The organism is Rummeliibacillus suwonensis, from assembly GCF_007896435.1.
GTDB lineage: Bacteria > Bacillota > Bacilli > Bacillales_A > Planococcaceae > Rummeliibacillus > Rummeliibacillus suwonensis.
This window is the reverse complement of sequence record NZ_VCBL01000001.1, coordinates 2,868,412-2,887,865: the sequence shown is the minus strand read 5'-3', so window position 1 is coordinate 2,887,865 and position 19,454 is coordinate 2,868,412. Positions and strand designations below refer to the sequence as shown.

At 37.2% G+C, this 19,454-nt stretch carries 13 protein-coding genes and 1 pseudogene; 6 read left to right on the top strand and 8 right to left on the bottom strand.

Annotated features, from left to right (window positions below; genetic code table 11):
- Window positions 1–15: 15 nt before the first annotated feature.
- From FEU33_RS12995 to FEU33_RS12975, 5 genes are all read right to left on the bottom strand, one after another.
- Entirely contained in the window at window positions 16–1,155 is a 1,140-nt protein-coding gene (locus FEU33_RS12995; protein ID WP_146549775.1) for a restriction endonuclease subunit S, read from the bottom strand.
- Window positions 1,142–2,173, bottom strand: coding sequence for a virulence RhuM family protein (locus tag FEU33_RS12990; RefSeq protein ID WP_146549774.1), 1,032 nt, complete (start codon window positions 2,171–2,173; stop codon window positions 1,142–1,144). Before FEU33_RS12990 ends, FEU33_RS12995 begins: the two co-directional genes overlap by 14 nt.
- A gap of 69 nt (window positions 2,174–2,242) precedes the next feature.
- Window positions 2,243–5,452 carry a type I restriction endonuclease subunit R gene (locus tag FEU33_RS12985; RefSeq protein WP_146549773.1) on the bottom strand — a complete coding sequence of 1,070 codons (3,210 nt, stop codon included), beginning with the start codon at window positions 5,450–5,452 and terminating at the stop codon, window positions 2,243–2,245.
- Window positions 5,449–6,024 carry a restriction endonuclease subunit S domain-containing protein gene (locus tag FEU33_RS12980; RefSeq protein WP_146549772.1) on the bottom strand — a complete coding sequence of 192 codons (576 nt, stop codon included), beginning with the start codon at window positions 6,022–6,024 and terminating at the stop codon, window positions 5,449–5,451. The genes FEU33_RS12985 and FEU33_RS12980 overlap by 4 nt, the downstream gene beginning before the upstream one ends.
- A gap of 127 nt (window positions 6,025–6,151) precedes the next feature.
- A complete protein-coding gene (locus tag FEU33_RS12975) occupies window positions 6,152–6,688 on the bottom strand; it encodes a restriction endonuclease subunit S (RefSeq protein ID WP_222433422.1) in 537 nt (178 codons plus the stop codon).
- A 43-nt stretch (window positions 6,689–6,731) separates the two neighbouring features.
- Here FEU33_RS12975 and FEU33_RS12970 point away from each other — a divergent pair.
- Window positions 6,732–7,235: pseudogene (locus FEU33_RS12970) on the top strand (restriction endonuclease subunit S); the annotation flags it as partial.
- A 19-nt stretch (window positions 7,236–7,254) separates the two neighbouring features.
- Here FEU33_RS12970 and FEU33_RS12965 read toward each other — a convergent pair.
- Window positions 7,255–8,187: a site-specific integrase gene (locus FEU33_RS12965; protein ID WP_146549998.1), complete on the bottom strand. Its 933-nt coding sequence runs from the start codon at window positions 8,185–8,187 to the stop codon at window positions 7,255–7,257.
- An 85-nt stretch (window positions 8,188–8,272) separates the two neighbouring features.
- Window positions 8,273–8,707 carry a restriction endonuclease subunit S domain-containing protein gene (locus FEU33_RS12960; protein ID WP_186731404.1) on the bottom strand — a complete coding sequence of 145 codons (435 nt, stop codon included), beginning with the start codon at window positions 8,705–8,707 and terminating at the stop codon, window positions 8,273–8,275.
- A 152-nt stretch (window positions 8,708–8,859) separates the two neighbouring features.
- Here FEU33_RS12960 and FEU33_RS19310 point away from each other — a divergent pair, with 152 nt between their 5' ends.
- The 4 genes from FEU33_RS19310 (at window position 8,860) to FEU33_RS12940 (ending at window position 12,741) form a co-directional block, all read left to right on the top strand.
- A complete protein-coding gene (locus tag FEU33_RS19310; RefSeq protein WP_280524846.1) occupies window positions 8,860–8,991 on the top strand; it encodes a hypothetical protein in 132 nt (43 codons plus the stop codon).
- A gap of 200 nt (window positions 8,992–9,191) precedes the next feature.
- Window positions 9,192–9,494 (top strand): hypothetical protein, encoded by a 303-nt coding sequence (locus FEU33_RS12950; RefSeq protein WP_146549770.1) that lies wholly within the window; start codon window positions 9,192–9,194, stop codon window positions 9,492–9,494.
- Between the two features lie 181 nt (window positions 9,495–9,675).
- On the top strand, window positions 9,676–10,887 hold the full coding sequence (locus FEU33_RS12945) for a hypothetical protein (protein ID WP_146549769.1): 1,212 nt from the start codon (window positions 9,676–9,678) through the stop codon (window positions 10,885–10,887).
- Between the two features lie 906 nt (window positions 10,888–11,793).
- A complete protein-coding gene (locus tag FEU33_RS12940; protein ID WP_186731403.1) occupies window positions 11,794–12,741 on the top strand; it encodes a nuclease-related domain-containing protein in 948 nt (315 codons plus the stop codon).
- An 845-nt stretch (window positions 12,742–13,586) separates the two neighbouring features.
- Here the strand turns inward: FEU33_RS12940 and FEU33_RS12935 are convergent.
- Complete coding sequence (locus tag FEU33_RS12935; protein ID WP_146549767.1) at window positions 13,587–17,189, bottom strand: CDP-glycerol glycerophosphotransferase family protein; 3,603 nt, start codon at window positions 17,187–17,189, stop codon at window positions 13,587–13,589.
- 591 nt (window positions 17,190–17,780) lie between these two features.
- Here FEU33_RS12935 and FEU33_RS12930 point away from each other — a divergent pair.
- Entirely contained in the window at window positions 17,781–18,950 is a 1,170-nt protein-coding gene (locus tag FEU33_RS12930) for a CDP-glycerol glycerophosphotransferase family protein (protein WP_146549766.1), read from the top strand.
- The last annotated feature ends 504 nt before the right edge of the window (window positions 18,951–19,454 follow it).

Sequence of the window (19,454 nt, the reverse complement as noted above, 5' to 3'; positions counted from 1 at the left end):
TATTTGATTCCTCTCTTATACAAACATTTGTTGAAGCAATGATTTCTTTTGTTCTTGCAAGTGTTCTAACTTTCGCTGATGAAGGGTGATGAGGTGGTCTACTCGTTTGAAAAATTGCCCAATTTTCCTTTGTTCTTCAACTGCCGGATAAAACTCTTCAAAATCCTCAACATCTTTTTTTGACAAATTTGTCTGTCCAACACCATCATCAAACCTCAAGAAGTAATGATGTCTATTCATTAATTCACTAAGAAAATATGGATCAGTATTGTCGTATGGAGTTATCCCTGCTATTCGTTGATTTAATGAGTACTTATTGTTCTCTGGTACCAAGAATGTCTTCGCAATTGCTTTACCATTAGGAACATCACTTAGCACAAAAGCAATCTCATCTTTTTCTAGTGGTTCTATTTGTTTATTAGTATATTTTTTTATTCGTCCACTTGTAGATACAAATTTTGAGTTTACTACAACGAAATCACCTGAATCAGATATGTCTTTCTCATGTGCTTTTCCATTTCTATAACTTGCTACTGCACTCAACTTTCGCTGTTCCCAAACGTCAGTAAATCCAGGAAAGCGAATTTCTGGGACATTAGCATCATTTTTCGGGAACATTTTTTGAAGCAATCCTGCCTTCAAATTTTGAACATCAGAAAGCTTACGCTGATGAAGGGTGATGAGGTGGTCGAGGTTGGCGAAAAAGGTACCGATTTTGACTTGTTCATCTTCACTTGGAACAATAACTGGTACTTTATTAATCACTGTTTTCGACAAACTTGGAACACCAGTTGATTCATCATACTTCTTCCAATTTACACGTTGGAAAATACTATTCACAAAGTCTAAGTTAAATCCTTTATTCGGAACTGCATAAAATAGCGTGTCAACAGTCCAAAAAGGAGCTTTTAGCAGATAAGGTTTATCGATTGTTCCTTTTCGACCAATACCAATTGCGTCTTCATCATAAGAAAGAGCCTCATCAACACTTAACATATAACCGCCAGTTCCATATACTGGAACATTGCCTTCGTTCAAATGTTTGTAGTCACGACCTGAACGAACATCAACGACATCTGAGAACTTCCGCTGTTCCCAAGCGTCAGTGAATCCTGGGAATCTTAATTTTGGTTCTTTTTTACTATTTTCGCTCATTTTGTCCTCCTTGTGGTTTTTGCAACTTTTTGATGACTTTATCAAAGTCTGATGTTATTTTTTGGTGTTTGTTAAATTCTCTGTATTCACCGATTGCCTTTTCTTTGGCTGCTTTATGGCTAATTCGACCTTTGCCTTCTAAAATTTCATAACGGTTGAACTTCAAGAATTCATCAATACTTGTCGCAAAGTCTTGCATCCCAAGAAGTGTCTCATCTTCAAGAAGCCGCTCAACATAGTCAAAGTAAGCTGATACATTTCGTTCAAGACTACGGATTTCCTTTTCTGACAAATAGTTCTTCGCCACTACTACATCTGATTGCAAGATTCTACCATCTGGGGAGTTTTTCCAATTAGTAAGTCCCATATGGTCTTTGTCTTTATCAGCGCTATCATAGACAATCTCAGCAGCTGTTTTTCCTGTAATTGCGTAATGAAACTTGTTTTGTACCGTTGCATAGAATTTCTTCGTGATGTCTGAGTTCTTGTCATAGTCATAAGAAATTTCCGCAAACACATCTGTGATTTGTTGCCAAATACGTCGTTCGCTTGCCCGAATGCTACGAACCGTTTCAAGCAACTCACGGAAGTAATCTTTACCAAAGGCAACTTCGCCCTGTTTCATACGCTCAACATCAATCTTGAAGCCCTTTTGAATATATTCTTTTAAGACATCAGCTGCCCAGATACGAAACTTCGTCGCTTTTTGCGAATTGACACGGTACCCTAAAGAAATAATAGCATCCAGGTTATAGTACTTAACTTTGTTTGTCTGAGTCTTTCCCTCGATTGCGCCATGTTGAGTGGTATTTTCCAAAATGGAAACAACCACTTTTTCATCCAACTCGCCTGACTCAAAAATGTTTTTTAAATGCTTGCTGATTGCAGGTACACCAACATCAAACAGTTGAGCAATTGATTTTTGAGTCGCCCAGATAGTTTCATCTTGAACAATAACCTCAATCGGACTATCTGATTCATAAACTAGAAACTGAATCTCATTTAAATTGTCGCTCATGTCTTCCTCCACTTTATTATTAGATTTATTTGAGTGGTTCGCAACAAATAGTTGATAACCATTCTTTAATTAGTTTTCTGCCAATTCATCGGCTAATTCGTAGATTGCTTCACGTAATCCATTACGATATTTAATCTTCGAAAGTTTTTGAACGGCTTCATCATGCGCTAATGTCTTATAATCAGTACTTGCCTTTGCAATGATGTCACGGATTTGTCCAGTGTCATCTAAATCTTGCATGCCATAGCGATGGCGACTGAACAACTCACGCATTTGTGCGCTTGTGATAATATCAGTAATTCCCCACTTCACACGGAAATCAAGAAAGGTTCTATCTAGGCTGACGTTGTTTGCAGCTTGGATAATCGTCTCACTATCTTTTAACTTGGCTGGATAAGTAAAATCTGAACCGGCTGGTGGGAAGTGTCCCTTGATGATTGCAACTGCCGCATTGATAATCTTCGTCGCATAGTTACGGTCATCCAAACCATTCGCAAATTGATTGATTTTCTCTTGCGTTTCTTTTGCTTCTTCCGTTTTACCTTCATGAACTTCATTCAACAATTGTTCAACCAGTTCGGTTAGGTAATCATAGTCAATTTTGACGTCTTTAACGTGAGTCATGCGAAGCTCAATCTGATAAAGCGGAATCTTTTTCTCTTTAGAAATATGTGTTTTCAACTCGTTAGTCAAAACAGTTGTCAACATCACTTCTTGTTCTGAAGTCATCCCTAAAGCGTTAATTAAATCATCTGGATTATCATAGTCGAATCCTTCGCCTTTAGCACTTTCAGGGTCATGATCATATTGTTTCAACTTGGCCATGCCGGTATTATAGTCACGAAGCAAGTCGAGCATGAAATTCTTTTGTTTTTCGGACGGTGGCAGTTGCATGAAGTCATTCGTCAAACTAGACAGCTTGGTAACCGTTTCTTTAACCTTTGCGAACACATCTTCAAACATAGGTGCTGTAATACCATCTTGCACGTTTTGATTGCTACGTTCTTCATCTGACAAGTTTGCTGAATTCTTGTTGGCATAAATCGCCAATGCTTGATTCATCAACTTCTCGTTTTGAGCTGGCCAACGATAATTGACAATACGTCCCCATGGCTTCTCTTGCATATCAGCAATACGGTTTGTACGTGAGTACGCTTGGATTAGCCCCGCACCTTTCAAAGTACGATCAACGTAGAGTGTATTTAATTCTGGTGCATCGAAACCTGTTAGTAGCTGGTCGACGACAATAACTAAATCTAGGAAATTACCATCGCTTGCTGATTTATTCAAGCGTGAAGTGACATCTTGCGTATAGCCAGAAACATCATCCATACCAAACTTCGTGCCGAACTCAGCGTTGTAAGCATCAATAGCAGTATGAAGTCCACTGTTAGTCGCAAGCATACTATCATTATTTGATGAATTTTGACTGAAAGTAACCGCTACTTTTAGGGTTTGTTTTCCTTCAGATTTGATGATTGCATTCATACGTTGAAACTCATTGAAGTACATCATTGCCATTGGGGTACTTGCTTTTCCACCACCAACGTGAGTTGTAAACAAAGCATTGTACTTACCTTCATTTGAACGATTGCGCCAATTATCAAAAATGTCTTTAACTACTTCTCGAACATGGTCTGGGTTCTCATCATAGAAACTTGGTTCAACAGCATCATCCATATCATCCTGAGACAGATTAGCAATTTTCTCTTGAATCTTCTCCTCAGTCCATTTTGGATAACGTTCACGATAGAAAGCAGGAAGGTATTTCTCCTTCATTTCTTGTTCGTTAATTGTTGTCTCAAAGTCAACTTTGAAACCTAAAACGTTACGGTCAGCAATCGCTTCACGAATCGTATAAGCGTGTAGCAGAGGTCCAAAGATATCTTCAGTACGCAGTCCAGATGTTGTTTCATCAAACATAGGTGTACCCGTGTAGCCCACCCAAGCAGCACGTTTGAATGCTTTTTGAATATTCTTGAATGAGTCACCCCCAGTTGAACGGTGCGCTTCATCAACGATAAAGACAATATTCTTATCTGGTGCTTTGAATGATTTACGTTTAACCAGCGTATCGAGTTTTTGAACAGATGTTACAATGATGCTGTTGTCTTTCGATTTTAGTTTACGGCTCAAATCCGTAGTGTTGTTCGTGTTTTGAACGCTACCATCCATATCGTCTGTGGCATCCGGATCATAAGCTTTGTAGTTTTCGTTCGTTTGCTTCGTTAAGGCAATACGGTCGACAACGAAGACAACTTTGTCAATATTTGGCATACGACTAGCAAGCCAAGCTGTCTTAAAACTTGTGATTGTCTTACCAGAACCTGTTGTGTGCCAAATATAACCAATTTTATTAGTGCCGAGTTCAAAGTCAGCTCGCTTTAATCCTTCGATGACATTTTGTGTGGCATAGACTTGGTATGGACGCATCACCTTAAGCGTTTGCTTGTTTTTTGTGCCGTCCAAAATCATATAGTTTGTCGCCATTTGATGCGCCATTGGAATTGAAAGCATTGAGTCAGCGAACTCTTTCCAATTACGAACAATACCATTGTCACTCTTGCGTTGCCAGTTGAAGGCAAAGTCCTTGTTGAATTTATCTGGAGTCGTATTCGCCATGTATTTGACATTGTTTGGTGTTATCGCAACAAGGATTTGCAATGTTGAGAAAATGTCTCGGTACTGATTTTCGTTGGTGTATTGGTGCATTTGATTCAATGCTTCATTAACATCGTGAGTATCACGTTTCTCTTCAATCTGAATGATTGGAAGACCGTTGATAAGCAAAGTTGTGTCAAAACGACGGTTTTGTTTACCAGTGATTACCGCTGGTCGTTCAATTTGATTAACTACTTGATAGACCGTATCACCAGCACCAATTTGTTTTTGGTCGAACACAGTAAGAAAAACGTGACGTCCGTCATCTAAATCAATCTCGATTTGAGAAACGCCGTTCAGTCCATATAAGAATTGACCGGCTTCATAAGGCGTTTGAATGTCAGAAATGATTTTCTTGACTTGGTTAAATTCAACAGAACTAAGCGGGTGTTCTAATGTGTTTTGATTGTGCTGTTCAAGAATTTGCTTGAAGTTATCCCAAAGCTGTTCAGTTGTTTTAATTTCTGGTTCGTATTTCCAGAGCTTTGTTTTTATCACATAGTCAATTGTTTTTTCTTTTACCTCGAAATCACCAATACCATCTAGGTGTTCTGGCTTGGTAATGGTTCCACTTGTGATGTACTGAATCAACTCTGTTTCAAATTGGTTCTCGTTCATTCGCTTTTAGCCTCCTTGAGTTTTTCTAGTACTATAGTAGTTTCTAATGTTGCCGCTCGTTCTCGTAAAGCTTGCAATCTAAGTTGGTTGAAATAGAGTTCGCCAATCAATTTCTGTTTTTCTATAGAAGGCATTTTAGGTAATTCGAGTTCTTTCAATTGCTTAACGGTGTACTTCAGCACCATTGAACCCTGTAAACTCATTTGAAGTTGCCGTTTAATACCTATATCTTCATTTAACAAGTAAATTAGATATTTTGGTTCAATATCATCATTAGGAATGAGTTTCACATAATTTTGCGTGAACAGATAACCTTGATGAATACTTCTGACCAGCGTTGCCTTTCCAGATATTAGACTAAACAGCACATCACCTTGATTAACAGTATTGATTTTATCTAAAGTACGCACCTGCTTGTTTTCAACACTATTTATATCTAATCCCACTAAATCATCTTCGATTTCGGATTGCCCGTAATAGGTATAAAGAGGTGCTGTATCATCCAAAACTTCTTTTATTCGGAACTGTGGTGATCCGCTGACGAGTTCGATTACATCTTGTACTCTTCTCATTTATTTTTTGTGCCTTTCTAAAATTACTTTTTAATCATGAAATTATTCTATCACCAAAAATTTCTAAAGTCAATATTTTAAATTTTGTAATTTCAAGAAATTACACTTTAACTATTTTTCAGTAGTTTCACTCACGCTGATGAAGGGTGATGAGATCATCAATCTTCATAAAGAAGTCACCAATTTTAGCTTGTTCCTCTTCCGATGGAGCAACAAAGTTGTACATATTAAGTTCATCCCGGTTAATTTTAGGCATACCGGTACGTCTCGAAACTGAGACCGAATATTTAAAGAAATCTCGTGTCTGAAGCATGGTGTACAAATACTTTTGATTCAATCCATTTTTTGCATTAAGGACATAAGCGTCAGCACTAGCAAGCCCTTCGAACGGAGCAAATACGTATTTTCCTAACTGTGGATTGATTTTTCCATAGATTACATCACCAGTGTTGAAGTGGAACTTTCCGCTGATGAGTTTGTCCTCAGCAACTGTGTTGACGTTATTCAATAAGCGACCACTAAATGATTCAATGTTACCTGGTCCGATGTGTGGTAAATCATCGTATTCACCTGTTTTGGGGTCAACCATATTTGTTGAAATATCAACGGTATCTTTCCAGTTACGCTGTTCCCAAGCGAGAGCTGAAACTCGAATGATACTCAATCTGCCGTCACAAAATTTGTGAAATGCAAACACTTGGGAACAGCGTAAGTTGGGGGAACTTGCCAATATTGTACGAGGTGCGAGTCCTCGACCTATTCAAGATCCGAAGTGGTTTGATGATAGTTCTGATGTTGGATGGTTAAGAATTTCAGATGTAACAGAACAAGACGGACATATTCATTATTTAAAACAACATATATCAAAAGCTGGTCAAAAAAAAACCCGTGTACTGACTGAATCACATTTATTATTGAGTATAGCTGCAACCGTTGGGAAACCAGTTGTGAACTATGTTAAAACGGGTGTACACGATGGATTTTTAATATTTATGAATCCGAAATTTGAACGTGAATTTATGTTTCAGTGGTTGGAGATGTTCCGCCCGAGTTGGAAAAAATATGGACAGCCTGGTAGTCAAGTTAACTTAAATTCTGATTTAGTAAAAAATCAAGAGATTACTTTACCATGTGATGAAGAACAGAAACAAATTGGAAGCTTTTTTAAAAGTTTAGACATTCTTATCACCCTTCATCAGCGTGAGTCGTGAGCCGCTGATGATTTGATGATTAACTTAATCCAGAAAGTGAACGCATAATCAAATCAACATCTTTGTTTTCAAGTTCTTGGATGATGTGGAGATACGTTTTCTGGGTTGTGGTCATACTAGCATGTCCAAGTCGTCGAGCCACACTGGCGATTGAAACACCTGCAAAGAGCAAAAGTGATGCGTGAGTATGACGAAGGCCGTGAATTGTAATTGTTGGCACTTTAGACTTTTTGCAGACACGGGCAAGAATCCCGTTTACTGTTGAGTTGTAAATTTTCCCTTTGGTATACACAAAGATTGGTTTATCTTCTGGAAGACCTTTGAGCAACTCAGAGAACTGAATGACAGTTTGCCAGTCAAGTTGGATTTTACGAACGGAGGATTGATTCTTTGTTGGTAAAAATCCACCATTCGCTTTGTAATCCCAAGTTTTATTAATAGATAGCATTTGATGGGCAAAATCAAAATCTTTAGGTGTGAGTGCCAATGCTTCAGAGAAACGCATTCCAGTCTTTGCTACAAGCAAAATAAACCAGTCCCAGTTAATATCCTGAGAAAGGTTGAGATTGGCTAGCATTGTGTGAAGTTCAAACTGGTTGAGATACTTTGGCTTTTTCTCACGTGGTGTTTTGCCTTTGATGATTGCCTTACGAGTAGGATCGCGATCAATGAAACCTTCATCAACTGCATCAAGGATTGCTCCTTTAAGTTGGTGATGAAAGTCCATTGTTGTTTGACGTTCGTGTTCTTGTGCGTAGTCGTTAAGCAATTGCTGATAAGAAATGCGAGTCAAATCACAGAGCTTAAGATTAGGTACAAGTTTCACGAGCCATTGGTGTGTCATCAAATACTTAGCCATTGTGACTTTGCGGATTGCACCTTCTTTGTAGACAGTAATCCAACGCTTGTAATAAACGTGGAAGAGTTCAGTTTTGATTGTTTCATCTAACATGATTTTATCCTCCTGTGAGTTAGATTTATGGCTCACGCTGAAGAAGGGGATGAGGTGGTCTAACAAGCCAAAGAACTCACCAATTTTAAGTTGCGCATCCATCGTTGGTGTCAAAAATTAGAAATTTCGTATTTGACTGAGCCCCAAGAGTTTTTGAGTTCCGCCCTGCATTTTCTTTTCGCATATAGCGGTCAAATACTGGCGATTTCGGAAGCTGAATCAAAAAAGTATTATCGACTTCACCACCATTTTTCAATAGTGCTACGTTCTTAATGGCAAAATCATCACGGTCTAAGATTACTGGATTCCCAATAATCCCAATCATCCCGAAAATTATGTCACCAATATCGACTTTTGAACGTTGGTTGATTGCTTCAAAATCTTCATCCGAAATCAGCGAAACATCAGTCATATCAAGTCCGTGATTAGTCAAATTCTTAGAAGTTACAAGCGGATGACCTTCATTGTGGTACTTAGGAGAATTGTGCGTACTATCTCGGACATCTTTCATATCGGACATTTTACGCTGCTCCCAAACAAAAAAATTCTCTTTTTTTGACAACTTTGAAAATGGTATATTAAATGTAATGAGCAATGTATGTATATACGGAAATTTTATCGATTCACACTTTACATAAAACACAAACAGCTGAATTGGATGAGGTGATATCAATGAATAGAAGTGTTACACCGGAAGCGGTTTTGGAAGATAATTTGATCAAGCAATTAATCAGTGGAAAATCACAATGGACATATCGAGAGGATTTGCATACAGAAGAGCAGTCATGGGAGAACTTCAAATAAAAGCTAGAAAATAATAAAGATGTGCTCAATGAGGTTTCTTTGACAGAGCAAGAATTCCGTCAAGTTCAAAATCAGTTGAATTTTGCGAATTTTTATGAAGATGCTTGCCGGTTGTGGGGAGAATGGCATTGCTAAAGTGCAAGTGCAAAGAGAAGAGAAAATAGGAAACAAGATACTTAAACAGAAAGGGCGAAGGAGAGATGGATGCAGAAGAAGTATGGGAAAGCTTGATTGTAAGTGGTTCAGAAAAGCCAATAGAACTTAAAACAAAGACGGGGCTCCATTTTAACTTAGTTTCTAATGGTAAGCATTTAACTGTACGCCAATCAAATAGACAACCATCTAGCAAATTAAAAAGTCCGCGTACTATTTACAAAGATAACTTTATAAAAGTCTTTCCTTACTATCCAAAATGGTTGGCTCATGAAAAGGGAATTAGTACAGAAATCACAGCTATTACAGGCAACGCTTCATACATTATGGCAGCCATAAATGATCGATGATGAATGCAAAAATAGTTAACAAAAAGGCAAAATGTTAAAAATGTCAGGTAACCAAGCAAGTTAAGATATAAATTAACACTAATCTGATGAAATGATGCTACCACATCCAATATTGAATGAAATCGTATCCATAAGACTTAAATGGCATCGGTGACTGGCATTTTTTCAATTGGAGGAAAATATGAGAAAACGAAAATGGCTATTGATTAGCCTTTCATTCATTATTGTCGTTATGATTTGTGCAGCTATTTTACCAAGATTTATATTATATTTAGCTTATTCTCCAAGTCATACTAATGGACAAAAATTAGTTGAAAATCTCCCTGCCGAATCAGAAACGTTAAATACTAAGGGTAAATATCTTATTGCCTTTTCTAAGGTAGGGAATTTTTCGCCTGAAAAATCAGGCGCCTTATATGTAGTAGATGAAAATGGTGATTTCGTATCACAAAGTAAAAAAATAAATATGCTTGAACCTATTGGTATGGTGAATGATGGTGAAAAAGCGTATGTAATCAGTAATAGATCTGCAGGACGCTATCAAATAGACTTGCATTCAGGAAAAATTGAATCTATGAATGCTCCAGATTTAAATATCAGTCATTCATTTTCCTTATATGCAAATAAAGACTATGTACTTTATGATGTGGCAGATGATTTAGAGAATGGACAGACTTTGGTTTACTGGAAAGGAAAAAATTCTGATCAAAAGAAAACTTTAGTCATTCCTAATGGATTTTTACATTCCGTATATATTAAAGGAGATACCGCATTTATCATCACAGAAGATCCTGATGCTGTGGCTTATATTAATCGATGTAATTTAAAAACGGGAAAAGTATTATCTACTAAAAAACTGGATCTTCCAGAAGACCAAAATAATCATTCAGGTTTACCAAGCAATCCTTCCCTCCTTTTATATCATAACTATTTATATTATCCAATAAGCGGAGGAATTGATGATAGTAAGGAAGATGGAAAAATCGTAGTAATAGACCCCAAAACTTTGAATACTATAAAAAAGATTAATATTCCTGATAAATATTTTAGACCAGATTCGCTTGATATAGTAGATGGGCAATTAGTGATATTAGATGATTATAACTATGCTTATAAGATGAATAAAAAAGAAAAATTCACAAAACTAGAATTTGGTGTAAACGATAAACAAAAGAACTTTTTATCAAATGATATAACATTTACTGAAGGGATAGAAGTTAAAAATCACATCGCTTACATTCAGACTACTTATAGAGTCAGAGATGAACAAAAAGATATAGAACGCGGAGAAATAAATGCTTTCGATCTAAAGAACGGTAAGCATTTATCTAGGACCATCATCAAAAGACCATTTTCAGATTATTTAATTACATCATTCACTGTTCTTGATTAACGACAGTCAACAAACAAATTGATCTACCTGTATGTCTATAAGAAAATGGTGTTAAGCTCCCAATCTCCAATTGTTCGGCACTCAAATAATTCTAATAGCACCACACAATTAAAATTCTTAATTTTTTTATAAAGGTTAAGGATTTTCCTATGGTTTATAGTAACAAGCAGAAGGAAAATGCCCGGAGGAGAGAGCGAATATCCTCCCGAAGAGCGAATAAATCTCTGGAGAGAGCGATTAAATCCTCGAAAAGAGCAAATAAAACCTCCGTGGAGAGCGAATAAACTTGGAGAGAGCGAATAATCCCTTGGAGAGAGCGAATAACCCCTCGGAGGGAGCGAATAAATCCTTGGAGAGAGCGAATAAATCCTCGGAGAGAGCGAATAATCCCTTGGAGAGAGCGAATAAACTTGGAGAGAGCGAATAAACTTGGAGAGAGCGAATAACCCCTTGGAGAGAGCGAATAAACTTGGAGAGAGCGAATAAATCCTTGGAGAGAGCGAATAAATCCTTGGAGAGAGCGAATAACCTCTTGGAGAGAGCGAATAAACTTGGAGAGAGCGAATAATCCCTTGGAGAGAGCGAATAAATCCTTGGAGAGAGCGAATAACCCCTTGGAGAGAGCAAATAATCCCCAGGAGAGAGCGAATAAATCCTCGAATTGTGCAAATAAAACTCCTCTCTTTGGAAGAACAAATAGTCCTCAGAAAGAGCAAACACCTTATCATTAAAAAATAAATTAAAAAATGCGCAAAACAAATTTTTGACTACCTAAAATAGCAAATTTACTATTCAAAATGAAATTTCATCCCCAAAAAACTATGTGTTTTACGTATTTCGCCATTTTGCATTCAATCACCAAAACCTATATGCTTTGTTTAAAAAAGAAAGATGGTGGACATTCTTTTGATTATCAAAGCATATTCAACAACACATTATCTAAACGCATTAAAAAATTTGATTCTTCGACTTTCACCAACGGATTCAAAGAAACAAGAACTAGAAGATGAATTCAATCGCATAAACGCTGGGGATATAGGTGAGAAAATGGTTATGGAAACACTTGAACAACTTCAGCTTCCTTATGAATTCTATATTTTTCACAACCTTGGCTTACGTATAGAGTCCAATATTCAGGTGGATATATTACTTTTAACTAAATATTATCTCGTGATTTTTGAAGTGAAAAATATCAAAGGTACTATAGAGTTTCAGCAAAACCCAAGTCAACTTATACGAACTTTACCGAATGGAATAATACAGGGATTTAACAGTCCTATATCTCAATTAGAGGAATATAAGTATCAACTAAAGCATTTTCTCTCAAATCATCGCATGGAAATACCCGTTTTGGGAACAATCATTTTTCCTTTTTCATCAAGTTTCATAAAACACCCTGCAGAAAAGATAACAATTTTACGGAAAAATGAAATAAAAACCTTTTTACGCAATATCCCAATCAATAGAAAACCACTTACTGAAGGTCATATGAAATCATTAAAACAATATTTTTTAAACAATCATCAAGAATTTAATCCCTATCCATTAATCAATCGATATAGCATTCAAAAAGAGACCATATCGAATGGAGTTATTTGTCCCAGATGTGGAACAATTGGTATGAAACGATTTCCATACTATTGGTCTTGCCAGCGTTGTCATCACAAAAGCACTCATGCACATGAGAGTGCCATATACGATTATTTGACGCTTATTCACCCCACGATAACAAATAAAGAATGCAGAGAATTTCTCAAAGTCGAAGATATTAATCAAACAAATAAAATGTTAAGGAGAATGAACTTGGAAAAAATAGGGAACTATAAAGGTACTAAATACACGTTATCAAAATAAATATTTTTTAGACATTTTATGACGTAAATTGTTGAAAGAGCGAATAAATCGATTAAGTTCGTATAATTTATAAAAAAGGGTCATTTTATCTACTTTGATTAGAATGTTTTCAACCACGAATACATTTTAAGAAAGGTAGATCAGAATGACCCAATTACGTTTTAATCTAGACATGGAGCTTTTAAAATCGGAAAGAGCGAATAAACTTGGAGAGAGCGAATAAACCTCCAGAGAGAGCGAATAAATCTCCAGAGAAAGCGAATAAACCCTCGGAAAGAGCGAATAAACTCGGAGAGAGCGAATAAACCCTCCAGAGAGAGCGAATAAACCTCCGGAGAGAGCAAATAAACCCTCGGAAAGAGCGAATAAACTCGGAGAGAGCGAATAAACCTCCGGAGAGAGCAAATAAACCCTCGGAAAGAGCGAATAAACTTGGAGAGAGCGAAATAAATCTCCAGAGAGAGCAAATAAATCTCCAGAGAAAGCGAATAAACCCTCGGAAAGAGCGAATAAACTCGGAGAGAGCGAATAAACCTCCGGAGAAAGCGAATAAACCCTCGGAAAGAGCGAATAAACTCGGAGAGAGCGAATAAACCTCCGGAGAAAGCGAATAAACCTCCAGAGAAAGCGAATAAACCCTCGGAAAGAGCAAATAAACCCGGAGAGAGCGAATAAACCTCCGTGGAGAGCGAATAAATCCCCAGAGAAAGCGAATAAACCCTCGGAGAGAGCAAATAAACCCTCGGAGAGAGCGAATACCCCCACAATACCTCACCAAAAAAGCCCATCCGAAAAATCAGTAATAACCAACCAACTGACTTTTCGAACAGGATATCCTTCATCCGTTATCCTCGGATTTCTTCATAAAAATGGTTAATCGCATTTTGATTATAAGCACGATAGTCGAATTCTTTAAAGGTGATATCAGGCTCAAGATAGATTTTCTTCATTGCCTGATAGATGCTTTCAACTGAAGTATCTTCCGTCAATAGGCCATAGTCGCCATCTGCCAGGGCTGCACGATTGGCCACAATATCCGTTGCTACAATTTTCATCTTCAATGTTAATGCTTCCAATAACACCATTGGCTGTCCTTCATACTTGGAAGAAAGAACGAAAGCATCACATTGCTTCATGAATGAGAAAGGATTATCAAGTTGACCTGTTAAAAATACAGAATCTCTTAATTTCAACTTTTGAACCAATGTATCTAAAGGTTTTCGTAATTGACCATCACCGAGCAAGTATAGCTTGGTATTTGGGAACTCCTCATGAAGCTGAGCAAACGCTTTGATCAATTTATCTTGTGCCTTCTCAGGAGAAAGGCGCCCCATTGTTACGAATTTAAAGGAATCATCATTTTCAAGCGTAATAATATGGTTATGAATATCGATCCAGCAGTTATATGGTGAGGTAGCATCTTTATCCACCCAGCCAATCTTAGTATCGCCATCGTAAAGCAACACAGAATAACCATGTCCTGTACGCAATTCTTTTTGGATAGTTAATGGTTTCAAATACAGTTCATCTGGTAGGATAAAATCGCCACTATCCGCAGTAGTAGGCAGTTCCTTGTAGACTTCGATAGCTGCTCTTTCAACAATTGCAGGATACGTAATTTCTTTTTCAGAGATAAATTCTGAATAATCGTTCGGCACTAGTCGAATACAACGACTATCGATCCATCCCTGAATGATCGAGCCCTTTTTTACATAATAATAGGTACGTTTTTTATAAACTTTTCTTTTGTGTACAAATAACACTTTTCCACGTAGATCCTTCTTATGTCGGATCACTCGGCTGTCAGGATGCATAGGTGGCTGCGTCAAAATTTGATAGCCTTCAATATCTTTCAAAATATATCCATATTGCTTCACATTTTCTTCTAAAGAAGCAATTTCACTTACGGTTCTAAGTGCGGCGTGATGTTTCTTATGATTGGCCTGAATATATGAATTTGCCACAAGTTTTGTTAAAGGATTTGTGAACATTGAAGTCAGGTTGTCCATTAAAGTAACGGCACGATAGTCAATCCAACCAATTTCTTGTTGGTCAATTTCAATTAAATAATAAGAGGAACGACTTGTTTTAGCTACGTTCGAAATATAGACAATGACATCTTTGAACAAGGAAATATCAGACTTCTTATGAGCATCAGGAGCGCCAAATGGTAAATCCCATAAGTAGTACTTAGGAGAAACATTGTCCAATCTACCAATTGCATGCATATCCTCATATAAAATCTGTTCACCCTGTTCCTCGCTAGTATCAGTACCTGTCATATTTAGAGAAGAAGCATTGCACCAGCCTACATAGATATCGTTGATCGCTATTTTATAATAATCCTCACCATGACAATGATTATAAGCAAACACGTGAATCTGATCATCAGCTTGAACAGTATATGGTGTGGCAGGTTTCCCCTCATTCAATTGAGCCAAAGTACGATAAATAGCAACGGATTGAATGGACGAGTCCCATCTGCCGGTTTTATTGACCAAAATAAGTTGGGAAGTTTCATCCTTTTGGGTAACCGTTTTCTTAGGAGGATTTAAAATCCGATTTGGATCAATCGTATTCATACAATAACCAAATTGCTCGGTCGTTGTGAATTTACCCAAATTGGATATATTTAGTTTCATCGTTGCTTCTGAAACCGCCAATAACTTATCAAATTTATGATAAACGGAGAACATCGTCAGTAAATTTTGATAGTGAGGGCGAACTCCGTCTATTGTACGCATACGGTCGGCCATCATATCGCTGTGTAAAAAGCAGATCTTCCGTTTACTATTCGCCGCCAATACTAATTTTGTCCAATAATAGCTATAACCACTAAAGTCGATGGCATAGTCAAAATGTACGCCGCCTGTCAATCTGCGCATTTCACGTTGATAGGCTTTATCTGGATAACGGGATTTTAGCTTTGATGTTAATCCATGTGAACGAATCAAGCGGTCTGCTATAGCCTCCTGAAACCTATAAACAGGGATGCCCGGTTTAAAAAGCAGACGAACTTTTGGATGAATCCGATTTTGATTATAAAGGATGTCTTCGTGATGAGAGGCACCTAAAAAACAAGTGACATCATAGCGATCATAATCGATATTATTGGTTAGATTGATAAAACTATTAGTAATCCCATTATTTAAAAGGCCACCTGGATAGATCAATATTTTCTCTTTATCATTTCTCAACTGAACGATCTTCACATGGTCAACGTTTTCCTTACAAAAGACTAGGTGATACAAACGTTCAGCAACATTTCCATCATCATAACCAACAAACCGTTTTTTGGCTGCTTGATAGACATTTTGATAAGAAGCTTTTATATCTTCAATATGGAGAATCGCATTTGCTACCTCATCGATATGCTCATAAATCGGTCCAGGCAATTCTTTCTCATCTAAATACATCCCACGATCCTGAGCATACAGATCCTGATCCCATGCGTAAAATAAAATAGGACGATCCGTTACTAAATAATCAAAAAATACACTAGAATAATCGGTGATTAAAATATCGACGATACTTAGCAACTCATTCATATCCATTTGATCGGATATCAACCGACTGCGAGCTTCCGGATAGTTTGTCGCAATAGTATACAAAAATGGATGGACTTTAAAGAGTACATGATATTCAGGGCCAAGCTGTTCAGCCAAAAAATTCATCTCTACAATGATTTTCTTCATATTGTCCTGAGCATTCTTTGTATCTGTACCTTTCCAAGTAGGAGAATACAATACAATTTTTTCATTAGGCGAAACAGAGAGGCCTTGTTGATTTAATGTTTCCACAATTGCCTGACGATTTGAATGAAAGGTCAAATCATTACGAGGATAGCCCATTTCCAAAATGGTCCCCTCATAAATGCCCTCTAAACGGAACGCTTTTGAAAAAATTTCTGTTGTATGAGCATTCGGACTAATAATATAATCCGCATTCAAAAAATTACGAATCACGTTTTGACTTCCAGCTGGGTTGCCGGGAATATCGTAGCCCATATGTTTTAAAGGGGTTCCGTGCCATGTATTAATATATGTTTGTTCAGGGCGAGGAACGAAGAAAGATTGAAAAGTAGAGTTATTCAAAAGATACTGTGCTTGTGCAAGCCATTTTAAATAATCCTCGCTATCACGCTCTACAAAAGTAACATTTGACATAGCAAGGTAAGGAGAAATCGCTTTCTCTAGCTCTTCAGAAGATTGAATAGACCAAATATGTTGGTATTTTTTCTCCTGATCGTGCTCTAATATATATTTGAAAAGAGCAAAGGGAGAGTCAGTTATACTTTGCCCATCTCGAACTTCATATAAAATGGAATGATCTACGATTGGCAAAGTGTCATAGAACTTTGCATATAATTGATTTTTTCGATGTTGTTCTTTTTGTGAACGGTCATCTAATACTTCTTTGAAATTTTTGTAGAATTCATTCAAAATCATTGGAGATCACCTCGTTTACTAAAAACTATACCTATCGTATAGTAGCATTTTTTTTAGGCTGGCAAAATAGATAGTTGGTAGCATATATTCTTTATTATAAGCGAAACTTCACACAGTGGCGTTTTTCTTCGACCTACTATTAGTGTTAGTTGAACGAAACGACCTTATACAGGCAATTGCACCTCGATCTAACTGAGGACAGTGAAAAACTTAGTATGTCCTTTTGCTGACAAAAATCTATCTGCTCTTTCATTTTGGGGATTTAAAAAATTGATTTTCATTATATATGGGAGATCAATAGATTTTTTCAGTGGTCTCTACCTAAGCTATATGGGTTGCCTTGTAAGGAACTTTGAGGAATAAAATATCTTCATTTAAATGACATGAGTATGTCCGCTTATCGCCTTTTAAAAGGCAATATATACGAATTGAAACGTTGCTATTACCGTCTCTTAAGGATTGATGGACGTCATCAACTATGTTATGATAATTGGCAGATTAAATTTTTACATATAATAATACTTCCTCCCCATCAATGAGGTTTTCATTTTGATGCAACTTTTTAATACCATATGAAAGAGTGAAAAGATAATGTTGAAAAATAAAACATTTAGAAAGTATTTTGGTAAAGCCTTTCGATTTATAGGTCGAAAAGCGCCGCGTATAAAAAACTTAGTTATTTTCGAAAGTTTTCACGGAAAACGCTACAGCGATAATCCACGCGCGATATATGAATATATGAAGGAACATAATCCAGAATACAAACTTATTTGGAGTGTTGCTAAGGATAGTATCCCTTTGTTCCAAGAATTAGGCGTTCCTTATATGAAACGTTTCACATTAAAATGGTTATTCACTTTCCCGCGCGCTCAATATTGGGTGAATAATGTACGCTATCCAAAATGGATGACGCGACCAAAGGATACGACCTATCTTCAAACATGGCATGGTACGCCACTTAAAAAGCTAGGAACAGACATTGAAGAAGTGCATATGCCAGGTACAAAAACAAAAAAATATCGTAAGAATATCAAAGCTGAATCTAAAAACTGGAGCTATTTAGTAGCCCCTAACCCATACACACATGAAATTCTTGCACGGGCATTCCATTTCAATGGAACAATGATTGATTCGGGCTATCCACGTAATGACGCATTACAAAACGAAGATACAGCGAAAATTGCAAAAATCCGCAAGTCGCTCAATATTCCAGATGATAAGAAAATCGTCCTTTACGCACCGACATGGCGTGATGACCAATTCTTCCAAAGAGGAAAATACAAATTCCAATTCCAATTTGACATTCAAAAATTAAAAGATCAATACGGTGATGATTTCGTACTACTGGCACGTATGCACTATCTTGTATCTGAAAACTTTGATTTCAGTCAATACGGTGATTTCATCAAAGATGTTTCAAACTACTATGATATAGCAGACCTATACTTAATCAGTGATTTGTTGATCACAGACTATTCATCCGTATTCTTTGACTATGCTATCTTAAATCGTCCAATCATCTTCTATATGTACGATTTAGAAGATTATCGCGATCGTCTCCGTGGCTTCTACATCGACATCGAAGCGGATGCACCAGGTAAAATTGTTCAGAACGAAGCAGACCTATTTGAAGAAATTGGACGTGCCCTAAAAGAAGGCCACTATTCACAAGCGCAATTCGACCGCTTTAACGAAAAATTCTGCGTTTGGGAAGACGGCAAAGCAACAGAACGTGTCGTAAACCAAGTGTTCGGAAAATAATTCCTAAAAGCCCGCCAAGATTGGTGGGCTTTTCCTATGAGAAATCTATCCGTGGAAGAGGTGGGGCTATCTACGGAAGAAGGGACCCAATCCACGAAAGAAGGAGCCCAATCCACGAAAGAAAGGGTTCTATCCACTGAAGAAGAGGCTTCATCCGCGGAAGGAGAAATCCAATCCACGGATGAAGGGTTTCATCCACGGAAGAAGAGGTTCAATCCACGGAAGAAGAGGTTCAATCCACGGAAGGAGAGGCTCCATCCACGAAAGAAGGAGTTCCATCCACGGAAAAACGAATTGTATCCACGAACGGAAAATTTTAAGTCTTAAAATCCAACTAAAATCCCATCAAATCCATCCAAAACTCAACCATTCAGCCTCAGAAATAAAATATCCAATGCACTTAGGATTCTTTCACAAAAAATCAGCCTAAAAACCTCAATACTCTACTTGCATAAAAAAGCAAATAATCCAAAACAACTCACAACCAGAAAATCATTTGAATCA

Excerpts from the sequence above, each read along its gene's own strand:
- FEU33_RS12995 (WP_146549775.1), bottom strand. The coding sequence starts at position 1,155 with ATGAGCGAAAATAGTAAAAAAGAACCAAAATTAAGATTCCCAGGATTC.
- FEU33_RS12990 (WP_146549774.1), bottom strand. The coding sequence starts at position 2,173 with ATGAGCGACAATTTAAATGAGATTCAGTTTCTAGTTTATGAATCAGAT.
- FEU33_RS12985 (WP_146549773.1), bottom strand. The coding sequence starts at position 5,452 with ATGAACGAGAACCAATTTGAAACAGAGTTGATTCAGTACATCACAAGT.
- FEU33_RS12980 (WP_146549772.1), bottom strand. The coding sequence starts at position 6,024 with ATGAGAAGAGTACAAGATGTAATCGAACTCGTCAGCGGATCACCACAG.
- FEU33_RS12965 (WP_146549998.1), bottom strand. The coding sequence starts at position 8,187 with ATGTTAGATGAAACAATCAAAACTGAACTCTTCCACGTTTATTACAAG.
- FEU33_RS12960 (WP_186731404.1), bottom strand. The coding sequence starts at position 8,707 with ATGTCCGATATGAAAGATGTCCGAGATAGTACGCACAATTCTCCTAAG.
- FEU33_RS19310 (WP_280524846.1), top strand. The coding sequence starts at position 8,860 with ATGAATAGAAGTGTTACACCGGAAGCGGTTTTGGAAGATAATTTGATC.
- FEU33_RS12950 (WP_146549770.1), top strand. The coding sequence starts at position 9,192 with ATGGATGCAGAAGAAGTATGGGAAAGCTTGATTGTAAGTGGTTCAGAA.
- FEU33_RS12945 (WP_146549769.1), top strand. The coding sequence starts at position 9,676 with ATGAGAAAACGAAAATGGCTATTGATTAGCCTTTCATTCATTATTGTC.
- FEU33_RS12935 (WP_146549767.1), bottom strand. The coding sequence starts at position 17,189 with ATGATTTTGAATGAATTCTACAAAAATTTCAAAGAAGTATTAGATGAC.
- FEU33_RS12930 (WP_146549766.1), top strand. The coding sequence starts at position 17,781 with ATGTTGAAAAATAAAACATTTAGAAAGTATTTTGGTAAAGCCTTTCGA.